The organism is Pseudomonas sp. FG6 (assembly GCF_057809015.1).
This window is the reverse complement of record NZ_JBMDJD010000033.1, coordinates 1-16,746: the sequence shown is the minus strand read 5'-3', so window position 1 is coordinate 16,746 and position 16,746 is coordinate 1. Positions and strand designations below refer to the sequence as shown.

At 61.9% G+C, this 16,746-nt stretch carries 12 protein-coding genes; 5 read left to right on the top strand and 7 right to left on the bottom strand.

Annotated features, from left to right (window positions below):
• Positions 1–144: 144 nt before the first annotated feature.
• Both gyrA and mtnA read right to left on the bottom strand, forming a co-directional pair.
• On the bottom strand, positions 145–2,808 hold the full coding sequence (gene gyrA, locus ACODSJ_RS19630) for a DNA gyrase subunit A (protein ID WP_489103303.1): 2,664 nt from the start codon (positions 2,806–2,808) through the stop codon (positions 145–147).
• Positions 2,809–3,257: 449 nt separating this feature from the next.
• Positions 3,258–4,334, bottom strand: a complete 1,077-nt coding sequence (mtnA, locus tag ACODSJ_RS19625) for an S-methyl-5-thioribose-1-phosphate isomerase (protein ID WP_489103302.1) — start codon at positions 4,332–4,334, stop codon at positions 3,258–3,260.
• 106 nt (positions 4,335–4,440) lie between these two features.
• Here mtnA and ACODSJ_RS19620 point away from each other — a divergent pair, with 106 nt between their 5' ends.
• The 5 genes from ACODSJ_RS19620 (at position 4,441) to ACODSJ_RS19600 (ending at position 9,428) form a co-directional block, all read left to right on the top strand.
• A complete protein-coding gene (locus ACODSJ_RS19620; protein WP_489103301.1) occupies positions 4,441–5,772 on the top strand; it encodes a TRZ/ATZ family hydrolase in 1,332 nt (443 codons plus the stop codon).
• Positions 5,773–5,832: 60 nt separating this feature from the next.
• The gene (ubiG, locus tag ACODSJ_RS19615; protein ID WP_489103300.1) at positions 5,833–6,531 is read left to right on the top strand and encodes a bifunctional 2-polyprenyl-6-hydroxyphenol methylase/3-demethylubiquinol 3-O-methyltransferase UbiG; all 699 of its coding nucleotides are present in this window, start codon (positions 5,833–5,835) and stop codon (positions 6,529–6,531) included.
• A 4-nt stretch (positions 6,532–6,535) separates the two neighbouring features.
• Positions 6,536–7,207 carry an N-acetylmuramic acid 6-phosphate phosphatase MupP gene (gene mupP, locus ACODSJ_RS19610; RefSeq protein ID WP_489103299.1) on the top strand — a complete coding sequence of 224 codons (672 nt, stop codon included), beginning with the start codon at positions 6,536–6,538 and terminating at the stop codon, positions 7,205–7,207.
• Between the two features lie 203 nt (positions 7,208–7,410).
• The gene (locus ACODSJ_RS19605; protein ID WP_489103298.1) at positions 7,411–8,151 is read left to right on the top strand and encodes a YciK family oxidoreductase; all 741 of its coding nucleotides are present in this window, start codon (positions 7,411–7,413) and stop codon (positions 8,149–8,151) included.
• Positions 8,152–8,501: 350 nt separating this feature from the next.
• Positions 8,502–9,428 carry a GGDEF domain-containing protein gene (locus tag ACODSJ_RS19600; RefSeq protein ID WP_489103297.1) on the top strand — a complete coding sequence of 309 codons (927 nt, stop codon included), beginning with the start codon at positions 8,502–8,504 and terminating at the stop codon, positions 9,426–9,428.
• Positions 9,429–9,681: 253 nt separating this feature from the next.
• On the opposite strand, the gene ACODSJ_RS19595 is transcribed toward ACODSJ_RS19600, so the two are convergent.
• From ACODSJ_RS19595 to trhO, 5 genes are all read right to left on the bottom strand, one after another.
• Positions 9,682–10,452, bottom strand: coding sequence for an iron-containing redox enzyme family protein (locus tag ACODSJ_RS19595; protein WP_489103335.1), 771 nt, complete (start codon positions 10,450–10,452; stop codon positions 9,682–9,684).
• A 78-nt stretch (positions 10,453–10,530) separates the two neighbouring features.
• Positions 10,531–12,990, bottom strand: coding sequence for an EAL domain-containing protein (locus tag ACODSJ_RS19590; protein ID WP_489103296.1), 2,460 nt, complete (start codon positions 12,988–12,990; stop codon positions 10,531–10,533).
• Positions 12,991–13,182: 192 nt separating this feature from the next.
• Positions 13,183–15,009 (bottom strand): ABC transporter ATP-binding protein, encoded by a 1,827-nt coding sequence (locus ACODSJ_RS19585; protein WP_489103295.1) that lies wholly within the window; start codon positions 15,007–15,009, stop codon positions 13,183–13,185.
• A complete protein-coding gene (locus ACODSJ_RS19580) occupies positions 15,002–15,637 on the bottom strand; it encodes a DsbA family protein (protein WP_489103294.1) in 636 nt (211 codons plus the stop codon). The genes ACODSJ_RS19585 and ACODSJ_RS19580 overlap by 8 nt, the downstream gene beginning before the upstream one ends.
• Before the next feature lie 3 nt (positions 15,638–15,640).
• Positions 15,641–16,582 carry an oxygen-dependent tRNA uridine(34) hydroxylase TrhO gene (trhO, locus tag ACODSJ_RS19575; RefSeq protein WP_489103293.1) on the bottom strand — a complete coding sequence of 314 codons (942 nt, stop codon included), beginning with the start codon at positions 16,580–16,582 and terminating at the stop codon, positions 15,641–15,643.
• Between the last annotated feature and the right edge of the window lie 164 nt (positions 16,583–16,746).

Sequence of the window (16,746 nt, the reverse complement as noted above, 5' to 3'; positions counted from 1 at the left end):
CGGGAGCAAGCTCCCTCGCCACAATGAATCAAACAAACCTTTAGGGAGCAGCATTGCCCCGGCAGGGGAATGCGCAGTGTCGCAAATTTTCAAACGGGACAAACAACAAGGGGGCGAATCTTCATCCGCCCCCTGCGCGTCCGCTTAGTCCTGCGGTTCTTCTTCGTCTGCGGCAGCGTCGAGCGGTTGATCGTCGGTCACGTCATCGACATCGGCACCGATGGCGCCGTCGAATGCCACGTCCTCGTCACCCTCCAGCTCCTCACCTTCGACTTCCGACGGCTCCTGCACCCGCTCAAGCCCGACCAGCGTCTCGTCGTTGGCCAGCTTGATCAGGGTCACGCCCTGGGTGTTACGGCCCAGGCTGGAGACTTCGTCGACGCGCGTACGCACCAGGGTACCCTGGTCAGAGATCAGCATGATCTCTTCGCCATCGAGCACCTGAACGGCGCCAACCAAACGACCGTTACGCTCATTGCTGACCATGGCGATCACGCCCTGGCCGCCACGCTTGTACTCGGGGAACTCGCTGATGGCGGTACGCTTGCCGTAGCCACGCTCCGAAGCGGTAAGGATCTGGCTGCCTTCTTCGGGGATCAGCATGGAAATCAGCTTCTGGCCTTCCGGCAGGCGCATGCCGCGCACGCCGCGGGCGGTACGGCCCATGGCGCGAACGTCGGATTCCTTGAAGCGCGTTACCTTGCCACCGTCGGAGAACAGCATGACTTCGCGCTCGCCATCGGTGATGGCGGCGGAAATCAGCACGTCGCCTTCATCGAGCTCCAGGGCGATCAGGCCGACACTGCGCTGGCGACTGAAGGATTCCAGCGGAGTCTTCTTCACGGTGCCGTTGGCGGTCGCCATGAAGATGTAGTGACCTTCGGTGTACTCCTCGACCGGCAGCATGGTGGTGATGTACTCACCGTCGTCCAGCGGCAGCAGGTTGACCAGCGGACGACCGCGCGCAGCACGCGATGCCTCGGGGATTTCATAGGTCTTGAGCCAGTACACCTTGCCTTTGCTGGAGAACAGCAGCAGCGTGGTGTGGCTGTTGGCGACCAGCAGGTGGGCGATGTAGTCCTCGTCCTTGACACCCGTAGCCGACTTGCCTTTGCCACCGCGACGCTGGGCCTGGTAGGCGGCCAGCGGCTGGGTCTTGGCGTAGCCGCCGTGGGAAATAGTCACCACGCGGTCTTCTTCCGGGATCATGTCACCCAGGGTCAGGTCCAGGCGCGCATCGAGGATCTCGGTGCGGCGCACGTCGCCGTATTCGGCGCGGATCACTTCCAGCTCTTCGCGGATCACTTCCATCAGGCGCGTGGCGCTGTTGAGGATGCGAATCAGCTCGCCGATCTGATTGAGGATCTCCTGGTACTCGGCCAGCAGCTTCTCGTGCTCCAGGCCGGTCAGGCGGTGCAGGCGCAGCTCCAGGATGGCTTGCGCCTGTTCCGGGGACAGGAAGTACTTGCCATCGCGCAGACCGTATTGCGGATCGAGGTTCTCCGGACGGCAGGAGTCTGCACCGGCGCGCTCGACCATGGTCATCACCGCGCTGGACTCCCAAGGCGTGCTGACCAGCGCTTCCTTGGCTTCCGACGGCGTTGGCGAGGCCTTGATCAGGGCGATGACCGGGTCGATGTTCGACAGGGCAACGGCCTGGCCTTCGAGGATATGGCCACGTTCACGGGCCTTGCGCAGTTCGAACACGGTGCGACGGGTCACCACTTCACGGCGGTGACGCACGAAGGCTTCCAGCAGGTCCTTGAGGTTCAGGATCCGCGGACGGCCGTCGATCAGCGCAACGATGTTGATGCCGAACACGCTTTGCAGCTGGGTCTGGGCGTAGAGGTTGTTGAGGATCACCTCAGGTACTTCGCCACGACGCAGTTCGATGACGACACGCATGCCGTCCTTGTCGGACTCGTCCCGCAGCTCGGTGATGCCTTCGAGCTTCTTCTCTTTCACCAGCTCGGCGATCTTCTCGATCAGGCGGGCCTTGTTCAACTGGTACGGCAGCTCAGTGATGACGATCTGCTGGCGACCACCGACCTTGTCGATGTCTTCGACCGTCGAGCGAGCACGCATGTAGATGCGGCCGCGACCGGTGCGGTAGGCCTCGATGATGCCGGCGCGACCGTTGATGATCGCAGCGGTCGGGAAGTCTGGGCCGGGGATGTATTGCATCAGCTCATCGACCGTCAGCTCGGGATTGTCGATGAGGGCCAGGCAACCGTCGATGACTTCACCGAGGTTGTGCGGCGGGATGTTGGTCGCCATGCCCACGGCGATACCACTGGAACCGTTGACCAGCAGGTTCGGGATACGAGTCGGCATGACCGCCGGGATCATTTCGGTGCCGTCGTAGTTCGGCACCCAGTCCACGGTTTCCTTGTGCAGGTCGGCCAGCAGCTCATGGGCCAGCTTGGTCATGCGCACTTCGGTGTATCGCATGGCCGCAGCGTTGTCGCCGTCCACCGAACCGAAGTTGCCCTGGCCGTCTACCAGCAGGTAGCGCAGGGAGAATGGCTGCGCCATGCGAACGATGGTGTCGTACACGGCAGTGTCGCCGTGGGGGTGATACTTACCGATCACGTCACCGACGACACGGGCGGATTTCTTGTACGGCTTGTTGAAGTCGTTGCCCAGCTCGCTCATCGCGAACAGCACGCGCCGGTGCACGGGCTTCAAGCCGTCGCGCGCATCCGGCAGCGCCCGCCCGACGATCACGCTCATCGCGTAGTCGAGGTAGGACTGTTTCAGCTCGTCTTCGATATTGACCGGGAGGATTTCTTTGGCCAGTTCGCCCATGAGAAGCCTGATTCCTTTTTCTGGTGAAACCTCGTCACATCCAGATGGGACGAACGAAGCTCGCCGCTGCAGAACAAGTGCCGTGCAGCGACTTACGACAAATCAACGAGTTATGCCATGGATCTGCGCAGTAAAGGCCACCTCGCGAGGCGGCCTTGGAAACCGCCGGATGTTATCACAAGAGCCGCCACGCACCTATCCCCCAGATGCGCATGGAGCATAGTTAGTTGACCGGTGACAGGCTGATAGAGGACGAGAGGGGCTCAGAAGCGTTGCGAATGAAGATTCAGGGGGAAAATGGAGGGTATTTGTTGCCTGCGCAGGTCCATTCGCGAGCAAGCCCGCTCCCACAGGGAATTCTTTATGTGCCGGAGCGTTCGTCCATAACATGAATCCAAGTGTGGGAGCGGGCTTGCTGGCGAAGGCAATGGTTCAAACAACCCCCACCCTCAATGCAAGCGCTTACGGCACATCAACTGCGCAATCTTCGCGGTATCAGGCCGCTCGATGATGCCCTTTTCCGTGACGATTGCATCGATCAGGTCCGCCGGGGTGACGTCGAACGCCGGGTTGAACACCTCTACATCCGCCCCGACCCGCTTGCCGCCGACTTCCAGCAGCTCGCGCGCATCGCGCTCCTCGATGGCGACGTCGTCACCGCAGGCCAGGCTCAGGTCGATGGCCGAGCTCGGCGCCACCACCATGAAGCGCACGCCATGGTGCATGGCGCAGACGGCCAATTGATAGGTCCCGATGCTGCTCGCCACATCGCCATTGGCGGTGATGCGGTCGGCGCCGACAACGACCCAGGTCACACCCTTGGCCTTCATGATGTGGGCGGCGGCGGAATCGGCGCCGAGGGTCACCGCAATGCCGTCACTGGCCAATTCCCACGCCGTCAGGCGCGTCCCTTGCAGCAAGGGGCGCGTTTCGTTGGCATAGACGCGTTCGACCATGCCGTCGAGGTAGGCGCCGCGGATCACCCCCAGCGCCGTGCCGAAGCCACCCGTTGCCAGGGCGCCGGCGTTGCAGTGGGTCAGGATGGCCTGGGCATTGCCCTGGTGCTTGCGGATCAGGTCGACGCCCAGCTGGGCCATGGTCAGGTTGGCTTCACGGTCACTCTCGTGAAGGGCGAGGGCTTCGGCCTCGAGGCTCACCAGGGGCTCGGCGTGCTCCTTGGAGCGCTCCAGGCGATCACGCATCCGGTCCAGCGCCCAGGCAACACTGGGCGCCGCCGGGCAGGCGTCCGCCAGCAAGGCGAAATCCGCTTCCAGCGCCGTCGACCAGTCACCGCCCGCGGCGATCCTGGCCCGCGCGGCCAGCACCACGCCATAGGCCGCCACGATGCCGATGACCGGCGCGCCCTGCACCACCTTCGCACCCATGGCATTGGCCACCGCGCCCACAGTGGTGCAGGCGATCCAGTGCTCGTCGAACGGCAAGGCACGCTGATCGAGCAGGTACAGGGCGCCATCACGCCAATCGATGGCTTTCACCTTCTCCGCGGCCAACAATCGATCGCGCATCCTTCACCCCGCACTCATGAACAAAAGCCGCCGATTATAGCGATCCCTCCGCGAAGACGCTCGGGTATACTTCGCCACTCTTTATACCCCATGGAACCGCTCCACGATGCCCAAGCCTGCCATTGCGCTCGACTTATTATTGCTACCGAGCTGGCTGGTGCCTGTCGAACCCGCTGGCGTGGTACTCAAGGATCACGGCCTGGGCATTCGCGACGGTTGCATCGTATTCATCGGCCCGCGGGCAGAGGCCTTGAAATGCAACGCGGCGCAGGTCCGTGAATTGCCCGGCATGCTGCTCAGCCCAGGCCTGGTCAATGCCCACGGCCACGCGGCAATGAGCCTGTTCCGCGGCCTGGCCGACGACCTGCCCCTGATGACCTGGCTCGAACAGCACATCTGGCCAGCCGAGGGCAAATGGGTCGACGAACAGTTCGTGAGCGATGGCACCGACCTGGCGATCGCCGAGCAGATCAAGGGCGGTATCACCTGCTTCTCCGACATGTATTTCTACCCCAAGGTGGCCAGCGAGCGCGTCCATAACAGTGGCGTGCGCGCGCAAATCGCCATTCCGATCCTGGACTTCCCGATCCCCGGCGCCGCCAGCGCCGACGAGGCCATCCGCCAGGGCGTCGAGTTGTTTGGCGACCTCAAGCACCATCCCCGGATCAAGGTCGCATTCGGCCCGCACGCGCCGTACACGGTGGGTGACGAAAACCTGGAGAAAATCCGCGTGATCGCCGAGGAGCTGGACGCAGCCATCCACATGCACGTTCACGAGACTGCCTTTGAAGTTCAACAGGCGGTGGACACGACCGGCGAGCGACCGCTGGCGCGCCTGGGTCGGCTGGGCCTGCTAGGACCACGTTTTCAGGCCGTGCACATGACTCAAATCAGCGCCGAAGACCAGGCGTTGCTGGTAGAAAGCAACTGCAACGTCATCCACTGCCCGGAATCGAACCTGAAGCTGGCCAGCGGATTCTGTCCGGTGGAGCGTTTGTGGCAGGCCGGCGTCAACGTGGCGGTCGGTACCGACGGTGCCGCCAGCAACAATGACCTCGATCTGTTGGGCGAAACCCGCACCGCCGCCCTGCTGGCCAAGGCCGTTGCCGGTTCGGCCACCGCCCTGGATGCCCACCGCGCGTTGCGCATGGCAACGCTCAATGGCGCCCGGGCACTGGGTATCGAGACCTCTGTCGGCTCACTGGAAGTCGGCAAGGCCGCCGACCTGGTGGCTTTCGACCTGACGGGGCTGGCGCAGCAACCGATTCACGACCCGGTGTCGCAGTTGATCTATGCCACCGGCCGCGATTGCGTGAAACACCTGTGGGTGGCCGGCAAGCCATTGCTGGAGGATGGACGGCTGACCCGCCTGGACGAAACACAATTGATCGCCACGGCCCAGGCCTGGGGTCGCCGCATCGGCGGCCACAACGAATAACCAAGCCCCTTGAGCCACGGCTCGGGAACATGATTTTTCAAGCTTTTCGAGGATCTGTACATGAGCAACGTCGACCACGCCGAAATCGCCAAGTTCGAAGCCCTGGCCCATCGCTGGTGGGACCGCGAAAGCGAATTCAAACCGCTGCATGACATCAACCCGCTGCGCGTCAACTGGATTGACGAACGGGTCAACCTGGCTGGCAAGAAGGTGCTCGACGTCGGCTGCGGCGGTGGCATCCTCAGCGAAGCCATGGCCCAGCGCGGGGCAACGGTGATGGGCATCGACATGGGCGAAGCGCCGCTGGCGGTCGCCCAATTGCATCAACTGGAGTCCGGCGTCAACGTTGAATACCGCCAGACCACTGCCGAAGCCCTGGCCGAAGAGATGCCTGGCCAGTTCGACGTGGTCACGTGCCTGGAAATGCTCGAACACGTACCGGACCCGTCTTCGGTCATCCGCGCCTGCTACCGCATGGTCAAGCCGGGCGGCCAGGTGTTCTTCTCCACCATCAACCGTAACCCCAAGGCCTACCTGTTCGCGATCATCGGCGCCGAGTACGTCATGAAGCTGCTGCCCCGGGGCACCCACGACTTCAAGAAGTTCATCCGTCCGTCCGAGCTGGGCGCCTGGAGCCGCGCAGCCGGGCTGACCGTCAAGGACATCATCGGCTTGACCTACAACCCGCTGACCAAACACTACAAACTGGCGGCCGACGTTGACGTCAACTACATGATCCAGACCTTGCGCGAGGAATAAATCGATGCGTCTCAAAGCGGTTCTCTTCGACATGGACGGCACATTGCTCGATACCGCGCCGGACTTCATCGCCATTTGCCAGGCCATGCGCGCCGACCGTGGCTTGCCGCCGATGAATACCCAGCACATCCGCGACGAGATTTCCGGTGGCGCGCGGGCGATGGTCGCCGTGACCTTCTCCATGGACCCGGAATCGCCGGGCTTCGAGGAACTGCGCCAGGAATTTCTCGAGCGCTACCTCAAGGCCTGCGCGGTCCACAGCCACCTGTTCGACGGCATGGCCGAGGTACTGGCCGACATCGAGGCGGCCAACCTGATCTGGGGCGTGGTCACCAACAAACCGGTGCGCTTCGCCGAACCGATCATGCAGCAACTGGGCCTGGCCGAGCGCTCGAAGGTACTGATCTGCCCCGACCACGTGAAAAACAGCAAGCCGGACCCTGAACCGCTGCTGCTGGCGTGCAAGATGCTCGACCTGGACCCGGCCAGCGTGCTGTTCGTGGGCGACGACCTGCGGGACATCGAATCTGGGCGCAACGCTGGCACCAAGACCTGCGCGGTGACCTATGGCTACATTCACCCGGACGACAATCCCAGGCACTGGGGCGCGGATGTGGTGATCGATCACCCGTCGGCGCTGCGTGAAGTACTGGATAACGCGTTGTGCAGTTGCTGAGCTGACACCGGAGATACCGCTCTTGTGGCCTGAGGACTCATGGGATTCATGAGCTGTGGGAGCAAAGCTTGCTCGCGAAACAGGCGACTCGATTTCTGAGAGACCGCGCCGCCTTCATCGCGGGCAAGCCTTGCTCCCACAGGAAGATCCCACGGGCACAGTAGCGCATCACCCCGTACCTGTTTTGTTTGTTGAGGTTATTTATGTTTGATTATTCCGCCCGCCCCGACCTGCTCAATGGCCGGGTGATCCTGGTCACCGGTGCCGGTCGCGGGATCGGCGCCGCCGCCGCGAAGGCCTATGCGGCCCATGGCGCAACCGTATTGCTGCTGGGCAAGACCGAAGCCAACCTGACCCAGGTCTACGATGAAATCGAAGCCGCCGGCCATCCGCAACCGGCGGTGATCCCGTTCAACCTCGAAACGGCCCTGCCCCATCAATACGATGAGCTGGCAGCCATGATCGAGACCGAATTCGGTCACCTCGACGGCTTGCTGCACAACGCGTCGATCATCGGCCCGCGCACGCCGCTGGAGCAATTGTCCGGCGAAAACTTCATGCGTGTGATGCAGGTCAACGTCAACGCAATGTTCATGCTGACCAGCACCTTGCTACCGTTGCTCAAGCTGTCCAAGGACGCGTCCGTGGTGTTCACATCCAGCAGTGTCGGCCGCAAGGGCCGGGCGTACTGGGGCGCTTATGGCGTCTCCAAGTTCGCCACCGAAGGGCTGATGCAGACCCTGGCCGACGAAGTCGACACCGTCGCCCCGGTACGCGCCAACAGCATCAATCCGGGCGCTACCCGCACCAGCATGCGCGCCCAGGCCTACCCTGGGGAAAACCCGCTCGACAACCCGACGCCCGAAGAGATCATGCCGGTCTACCTGTATCTCATGGGTCCGGACAGCAGCGGCGTGAACGGCCAGGCGTTCAACGCCCAGTAATGGCTTTTCCCGGTGTCGCGACATTTTACCGTCGCGACACCGGTCTTCTTCGATACCCAGCCAGGCGAAGCGCCAACTCCATGTCGCCCCAGCCCTCGCGACAGCCTTCAAACCCTTGGTTTTCGGTCATTTTCATACAAATGACCGACATGGCACGACTTTCGCTCTGAATCCCCCAACACGCTAAATTCGACCGGTAACGGACGTTGAGACGAGACTGACGCTTGCGAAAGAAAGCGGACTAAACTCAAATCAGACGTCCTGCGGGACTGAAGGATCAGTACGACGCGCAGCCCAAAGCCGCCACACCCAGCCTGTCAGGACAGATCCAGCTTAGGGGCACACGCCAAATGAAAACGCCCACCCAGACCAGTACGATTGACTTCGACAGCGCCAAATTGCAGCGCTTGGGTTTCAACCAGCCGTCGCCACTCGTGGCGCGCTCAACCAGCCTGGCACAAGTCCGCCAGCAGCTCGTTCAACAGCTGCAGACCAGCCTGGAGCCACAGCGAATCCTGGGCCTGTTCTTCCGGGAGGCTCAGCGAGTCGTGCCCCTGGATGCGCTGACCTATCAGCACAAGCCCAGCGACCTGCGCCTGGAGTTCGGGCAGCGAGGCCATCACAGCCTCAGCTACAACCTCAGCCATGAGGGTGAAGACCTGGGTGAACTGGTGCTGCGCCGCAACCAACGCTTTACCGACTCCGAGCAGGGCGACCTCGAATCCGTGATGTCGACGCTGCTGTACCCCCTGCGCAACGCACTGCTCTACCGGGCCGCCACCCAAGGCGCCTTGCGCGATCCGCTGACGGGCGCGGGCAATCGCATCGCCATGGAACAGACCCTGGAACGGGAAATCGACATGGCCAAGCGGCATATGCAGCCGCTGTCGGTCCTGATGCTCGACATCGATCATTTCAAGCGTATCAATGAGCGTCATGGGCACAGCGTCGGTGACGAGATACTCAAGACCGTTGCCGAAGCGATCAAGAACCCGTTGCGCAATGTGGACATGGTGTTCAGGTTTGGCGGCGAAGAGTTCCTGGTGCTGCTGGCCAACACCAGCCGAGAGGGTGCGGCGATCGTCGGCGAACGGCTTCGCTACGCCGCCCAGGCACAGGATTATTTTGCCGCTGGCACAAGGGTTGAGCTGACGGTCAGCCTGGGATGCGCGACGCTGTTGCCGGGAGAATCGGCGCAGAGCCTGCTGCGCCGGGCCGACAGCGCGCTGTACGTGGCCAAGCGCGAAGGCCGAAACCGACTGGAAATGGCGGGCTGAATACCACCAGAGGACGCAAGCCCCTTGTAGGAGCGGGCTTGCTCGCGAATGCAGTGTGTCAGCCTGTGGTTATGTTGGATGTGCCGAAGTCATCGCGAGCAGGCTCGCTCCCAGGGTGATGCAGATAATCGGAATGATTGTGGGAGCGAGCCTGCTCGCGATGATGGCCTGACAGCCACCTCCCCGTGGCAGCAGAACCCTCTCACCTGCAGACGCGCTCCCACACACGGTTGCTTATGCGCAGTGGCGCCAATCAGCTCCCGGCGAGCGCCAGGCGCTCACGACTCGACGATGTTTTACCGACCGTTTCCGAGTGTTCCAGCTGCATGCAGCGCTCCAGGAACAGGTACATATAGTCATAGCTCTTGCATACGGCCTGACGCAGTTCCGTTTGAAGGGCCCTGCTCGGATTCATGCCGGCCAAAGTGCAGATGATTTCCAACGCTTCCCAAGGATGGGCATCGTCGTACTGGGCATGCATCTTCAGCCATTTCATGGCCCGCTTGCGATCTTCATCGGCAAACGCCGCTGCATAGACACCACTGGAACACACCAGCGCCGACCACTCCCCGGTCGCGCCCTCGATGGCATAGTTGGTCGCGGCGATCGCCACGATCAGCGAGTCCGACGAGCTGGTATGCCAGCACCAGTGGCTCAACGCATGCAGCTCCGGCGGCACGTGCTGCGCTTGCAGGTCTTCCAGGGTCACGCCGTGGGCGGCGCTCCAGTTCACCCAGTAGTCGGCATGATTGAGTTCGACACGGATATTGCGCATCAGCCAGCGACGGGCCATGTCCTCGCCGGGATGGCGGGCAAAGCGGGTCTTGGTGAGGTTCTGTGCCATGTACAAGGCAAACTGTTCAACGACCGGCCAACCACCAATGAGGTAGTGACGCATGGTCTTGGCGCTGAGCTTGTTATCGCGCATGCGTTGATACAGCTCATGTTCGACAACCCGGCGCTTGCTCTCGCGGCAATCGGCAATGAGCTGTTGTGCCCATTTCGGATAGCTGGTGGCGTCCATGAGCGGGCCTGTTCGGTTGAATGTGTCGATCACTGTCGGGCTCCTTTTGATTGTGATTTTCTTCGATCAACAAGAGGTTCAGCGGAACGTGCCGGGGGCCTTGAATAACAGCGGTTGCGGCCGAGCCGGCCTGCATTGCAACGTGTCACAGGTAAACAACTGCGGACGCTCGATCACATACCCCTGAGCGTAATCCACTCCGATCTCGAGCAATACCTGCTCGATCTGGGTCGTTTCAACAAACTCGGCAATCGTGCGCTTACCCATGACATGGCCGATATGGTTGATCACCTCGACCATTGCACGGTTAATCGGGTCGTCCAGCATATCCTTTACGAAACTCCCATCGATCTTGAGGAAGTCTACAGGTAAATGTTTCAAGTAAGCGAACGAAGACATTCCGGCGCAAAAATCATCCAGCGAGAAGTAGCAGCCCAAGCTCTTGAGTTCATTGATAAAGCGGATTGCGCTGCCCAAATTGGAGATAGCGCTGGTTTCGGTTATTTCAAAACAAATCATTTCGGGCGGAATCGCATAAGCCGCGAACTGTTTACGCAGAAAGTCGAGGAACGCCTGATCTCCTATAGTGGTGCCTGACAGATTGATCGCACAGATAGCCAGGGGCGCCTGCGGGGATTCATCCAGGCACTGGCGGATGATCTTGAATACGTTCTCCACCACCCAACGGTCCAGCAAGGTCATCAGGCCATAGCGCTCCGCCGCAGGAATGAAGCTGTCCGGCAGGATCATCCGCCCCGCTTCGTCGTGCAGCCGCAACAGGATTTCTACATGCCCACCGCCGTGCTCCCCGGGCGCCAGCGCGGCGATTTCCTGGGCATAGAGGCAGAAGCGATTCTCCTCCAGGGCCATGTGCAAACGCTGGACCCAGGCCATCTCGCCGAACCGCAGGGACAGTTCCGAGTCGTCGGCGTGGTAAACCTGGACCCGGTTGCGGCCTTTTTCCTTGGCCATGTAGCACGCCATATCAGCAGCTCGCAGTGACGCCTCCAAGGTCGTCGGGGTCTGGGCGACATGCACCAGGCCGATGCTCACCGTGGTCACGAAAGGCCGACCTTTCCAGACAAAATGCAGGTTCTGCACGGTCTGGCGCAGCCCCTCGGCGATTTTCTCGGCGGCCTCCGGCGAACAATGCTCCAGCAAGATGCCGAACTCATCCCCGCCGAGCCGGGCCAGGGTGTCGTTTTCCCGCAGCCCCGACTGCAGCAAGGCACAGATGTGCCGCAATAACTCGTCACCGGCTGCATGGCCGCTGGTGTCATTGACCAGCTTGAACTGATCCAGGTCGAGAAACATCAAGGCGTGACGCCCCGGCTGGCGAGTGAGGTTGTGCAGGGCCTGCTCCAGGCGATACTCGAACTCGCGGCGATTGGCCAGGCCGGTCAGCGCGTCATGAGTCGCCTGCCATGACAGATTGGCAATGTACTGGCGCTCCTGGGTCATGTCGTGCAGCACCAGCACCGCGCCGCTGACTTTGCCGGCGTGGCGGATCGGCGCCCCCACCAGCGTGACGGACACGGTGCTGCCGTCCAGGCGCTGGATCAACTTGGAGTGCTCGCTGCCACCGCTGAGATGCCCGCTGAGGATGTGTTCGATCAGGGTCAGCCCTTCGGCCTGGGCATTGTCATCGAGCAAATTGAACAGCGCAGCCAGGGGCAAGCCTGTCGCGTGCTCGGCTTTCCAGTGGGTCATCGCTTCGGCGGCGGGGTTCATATAGGCAATGGCCCCTTCCACATCGGTGGTGATCACCCCGTCACCGATCGATTGCAGCGTGATCTGCGCCCGCTCCTTCTCCAGCTGCAACGCATTGGCGAACACCTGCCGCTGGGCCAGCAATTTATGGGTGCGCAGCAGTGCCAGCACGATCAGCCCCAGGGCCGTGGCGAAGTTGGTCACCAGCAGCAGCCGCAAGATAAAGCGTGACCCCTCGCCCAACGCATCGCTGAAGGCCTTGGCGGCCGGGGTGACGGAATCGTTGATGGCGAAGATCTGCGCCTTCCAGCCGCGGATGTCGGTGTTCGACGCCTCGCCCGCGGCAATGCTGGCGTGCATCTGCCGAGCGACGTTATCCAGTTCGATCAGGTAGCCGTCGCCCACCGTCCACAGGTCGATGGCTTCTTCCAGGTAACTGAAGTGGCGAAAATTCAGGTAGAGCCAGATCAGGCTGGCCACGTCATCCGGGTGGTTGCCACCCTGGAGGATACCCGCCTTGGCCGCCGCCAGGTCCGGCGGCTCGCGGTCCAGCGCCACGCGAAGGTCGTGCCCCCCCTCGGGAACGGCGATGGCTTGCCGGTATTTGCGAAAAGTCGCCTCCTCGCGGCTATCGGCATAGAGATTGAGGTAATAGATGGCGTCTTTCTGCCCCTTGGACCAGAGACTTTCGCCAGCGACATAACCGCGGACTGCGGACAAGACATAAAGGCTGACGCCTCCCAGCAAGGCCTGGAATAGCACCACGGCAATAAAGGGCCAGACGATGCCCAGCAGCCGTGGAGTTGCGAAAGTCTGCTTGCGCTTCATGAAGCCCCTTGCACAGGTATCGCTGGATGAACACCCACCGCAACTCCCCCCCTGATTCCACAGCCTAGGCTAGTTTTCACCCATTCGAATGAATGGATGAACGGATCGACAGTTTTCAGGAGGAGTTCGGAATGAAACGGGGGTGTTTGCCTGCTTTTTTTCGGATACTTAGCGCAGAAAAGCGTTAGAAACTCAAGGCTGCTGTATTTGCTGCAAATGGCCGTAGAGCCGGGCATACAACCCGCCCTCGGCAATCAACTGCAAATGGTCGCCGTCTTCGGCGATCTGCCCGCCGTCGAACACCAGGACACGGTCGGCCTGCTTCACCGCCGACAACCGGTGGGCGATGATCAGCGTGGTGCGTCCGTTCAGGAAACGCGCCAGGGCCTGGTGAAGGTTGTACTCGGTGGCCGCATCCAGTGCCGAGGTGGCTTCATCGAGAATGACCACCCGCGGGTCGGCCAGGATCATGCGCGCGATGGCCAACCGTTGCCGCTGGCCGCCCGACAGGCGCACCCCGGAGCGCCCGACGACACTGTCCAACCCTTGCGGCAGCGCCCGCACCGTGGCATCCAGCTGGGCGATCGCCAGCGCTCGCCAGCACGCATCGTCAGTGCATTCGCGGCCCATGGAAAGGTTGGCGCGCACCGTATCGTTGAACAGCGCCGGGTGTTGCAGCACCACCGCGACGTTTTCCCGGATGGTGTCCAGGCCGATCTCCTGCTGCGTGGCACCGCCAAACCGGATGCTTCCCGACTGCGGCGTGTACAAGCCCAGCAACAGTTGCACCAGGGTGCTCTTGCCGCCGCCACTGGCGCCGACGATGGCGACCTTCTCACCGGGCTCGATGGACAGGTTCAATTGATCGAGCACCCGCTCCTCGCCATAACCGAAGCTCAACCCCTGGATATCGATGCCGACGGTATCGCGCCCCTTGAACGGATCGACGCTTGCCCGGTATTCAGGCTCATCAGCCCGGGCCAGCAGCTCGTTGATCCGGCTCAAGGCACCGCCCGCCGCGTAATAAGCGTATTGCAGGTTCAACAGCTGCTCGACCGGGCCGATCATGAACCAGAGGTAGCTGAACACCGCGAGCATCTGGCCGATGGACAGGTCGGAAAACACCACGGTGAGCATGGCGGCGGCGCGAAAAATGTCGATGCCAAACTGGAACAGCAAGCCACTGGCGCGGTTCGAGGCGTCGGTTTTCCACTGCGAGTTCACCGCGTAGTCACGCACCTCCCGGGCACGCAAACCCAAACGGCCAAGAAAATAACCCTGCCGATTGCCCGCGCGAATCTCCTGGATGGCGTCCAGGGTTTCGGTCAGTGCCTGGGTGAAATGCGAGGTGCTGTCGTTTTCCAGCTTCTTGAGGTGCTTGACCCGCTTGCCCAACTGCACCGTGGCATAGATCACCAACGGATTGAACAACAGGATCAGCAGCGCCAGTTTCCAGTGCATCCACACCAGGATGCCGGCGGTGCCCACCAGCGTCAGCATCGCCACCAGGAAACGACTGAGGGTTTCGCCGATGAATTTATCCAGGGTGTCCAGGTCGGTGACCAGGTGCGCCGCCACGGTACCGCTGCCCAGGCTTTCGTATTCACCCAGGGAAATACGCTTGAGACGCTCGATCAGTCGCTGCCGAACCCGATAGACGACGTCCTTGGCCAGCCCGGCAAACAGTCGCGCCTGCACCACGTTGAACAGCAAGGCGCAGCAGCGCAGGCCCAGGGTCGCCAGCAACATCAGGCCGATATAGCCGGCTGCGCTTTGCCAGCCCGTCGGCAGCACCTGGTTCATGACCTTCAAGGCGGCATCGCCACGCCCCAGCAGCACTTCGTCCACCAGTAACGGCAGGAGCAGCGGGATCGGCACACTGCACAGCGTCGCCAGCACGGCCACGCCATTGGCGATCCACAGGGCTTTTTTGTGTTTGACGGCCAGGCGTCGAATTTCTGCCCAGCTCAACCGATCGATGCGCTGCGGGGCAGGTACGCCCTCCGGGCGGTCAGGCACAGGCCGCGCGCTCCAGCCAGCGCTCGAGCAACGACGACAACTGCGCCAGCGGCTGATAACCGTTGGTGAGCAGCGCCAACTGGCCGTCGCGTTCGGCCAACAGCGTGGGGAACCCCGCGATGCCCAGGTCCTGGACCCAGGTGAAATCCGCAGCAGTGGCGGCATGCTGATCGGCACGGTCGAACGCGGCGGCGAATTCGATGCGCGGCAGCCCGGCCTGCTCGGCCAGTTCTACCAGGACACTGGCGTGGGTGACGTCGCGCCCCTGCACATAAAAAGCCTGCTGGATCAGCTTCACCAGGTTCCAGGCCAGATCCGGGGCCAGGCTGCGAGCCGTCACCACGGCCCGACAGGCCGGCTCGGTGTCGTAGACGAAACCGTCCGGTAACGCCCCTTCAAGCTTGAACGGCTGGCCGGTGGCCTGGATGACCGCCTGCCAGTGTTCGAGAATGTAGCGCCGGGTGGTCGGTTCCAACGCCGAACCGCTTCCCGTGCGCAAACCGCCCATGATCAGGTGCAAGGGCACCCCGGCGGCCTGCGCCTGCTCGACCAGTGCCTGGGCCACCGGCGCAAAGCCCCAGCACCAGGAACACATCGGGTCCATTACATAGAGCAGGCGTGACGCCATGATTCAAGCCTCGGAGGATGACTGCTTGTAGTTGTAGCCGATCGGATGCGGCATGTTGCGGGCCTTGGCCAGCTCGATCTGCTTCTGCCGGTCGATGGCGCTGCGCCGGGTCTTCTCACTCAGCGTGTCCCAGCAGTGCGGGCAGCTGATACCCGGCACATAGTGCTGCGAAGCGCGGTCCTCGACGCTCACCGGCGTGCGACAGGCATGACATTGATCATAGTCGCCTTCGCTGAGGTCATGGCGAACGGTCACGCGGTTATCGAACACAAAGCAGTCGCCGCGCCATTTGGTTTCTTCCTGGGGGACCTCTTCGAGGTACTTCAGGATGCCGCCCTTGAGGTGGAACACCTCGTCGAAGCCCTGGCTGAGCATATAGCTGGAGGCTTTTTCGCAACGAATGCCGCCGGTGCAGAACATCGCGACCTTCTTGTGCCGGGCCGGGTCGAAGTTGGCCTTGATGTAGTCCGGGAACTCGCGAAAGCTGGTGGTCTTGGGATCGATCGCCCCTTCGAAGGTGCCGATGGAGACTTCGTAGTCGTTGCGGGTATCGATCAACAGCACTTGCGGGTCGCTGATCAGCGCATTCCAGTCCTGCGGCTCGACGTAGGTGCCCACCTGCTTGTTGGGGTCCACGCCTTCAACGCCCAGGGTGACGATCTCTTTCTTGAGCTTGACCTTGGTGCGGTAGAACGGCTGCTCGTCGCAGTACGACTCCTTGTGGTCGATGTCGACCATGCGTGGATCGTTCCTGAGCCAGGCCAGCAAGCCGTCGATGCCTTCACGACTACCGGAGACCGTGCCGTTGATGCCTTCTTCGGCGATCAGCAAGGTGCCTTTGATGCCGTTGTCGAGCATGGCCTTGAGCAAGGGCTCGCGCAGCTCGACGTAATCTTCCAGGGTGACGAACTTATACAGTGCCGCCACGACAATGGGTTGTGTCATGGGTATTTCTCCAGGTGGCTACCCTCGCAAAGGGTGAACCGGATGCAAAAAAAACGCGCCGGTTGAACGGCGCGGTGCGGATTCTAGCAAAAACAAGGTAGCTTTAGGAGTGAATGCCTGTGTGGCGAGGGAGCAAGCGCTCCCTCGCCTGTCTCTTATAAACA

What these genes read in the sequence shown, in the direction of transcription:
- gyrA (WP_489103303.1), bottom strand. Translation starts at nt 2,808, where the DNA reads ATGGGCGAACTGGCCAAAGAAATCCTCCCGGTCAATATCGAAGACGAG.
- mtnA (WP_489103302.1), bottom strand. Translation starts at nt 4,334, where the DNA reads ATGCGCGATCGATTGTTGGCCGCGGAGAAGGTGAAAGCCATCGATTGG.
- ACODSJ_RS19620 (WP_489103301.1), top strand. Translation starts at nt 4,441, where the DNA reads ATGCCCAAGCCTGCCATTGCGCTCGACTTATTATTGCTACCGAGCTGG.
- ubiG (WP_489103300.1), top strand. Translation starts at nt 5,833, where the DNA reads ATGAGCAACGTCGACCACGCCGAAATCGCCAAGTTCGAAGCCCTGGCC.
- mupP (WP_489103299.1), top strand. Translation starts at nt 6,536, where the DNA reads ATGCGTCTCAAAGCGGTTCTCTTCGACATGGACGGCACATTGCTCGAT.
- ACODSJ_RS19605 (WP_489103298.1), top strand. Translation starts at nt 7,411, where the DNA reads ATGTTTGATTATTCCGCCCGCCCCGACCTGCTCAATGGCCGGGTGATC.
- ACODSJ_RS19600 (WP_489103297.1), top strand. Translation starts at nt 8,502, where the DNA reads ATGAAAACGCCCACCCAGACCAGTACGATTGACTTCGACAGCGCCAAA.
- ACODSJ_RS19595 (WP_489103335.1), bottom strand. Translation starts at nt 10,452, where the DNA reads ATGGACGCCACCAGCTATCCGAAATGGGCACAACAGCTCATTGCCGAT.
- ACODSJ_RS19590 (WP_489103296.1), bottom strand. Translation starts at nt 12,990, where the DNA reads ATGAAGCGCAAGCAGACTTTCGCAACTCCACGGCTGCTGGGCATCGTC.
- ACODSJ_RS19580 (WP_489103294.1), bottom strand. Translation starts at nt 15,637, where the DNA reads ATGGCGTCACGCCTGCTCTATGTAATGGACCCGATGTGTTCCTGGTGC.
- trhO (WP_489103293.1), bottom strand. Translation starts at nt 16,582, where the DNA reads ATGACACAACCCATTGTCGTGGCGGCACTGTATAAGTTCGTCACCCTG.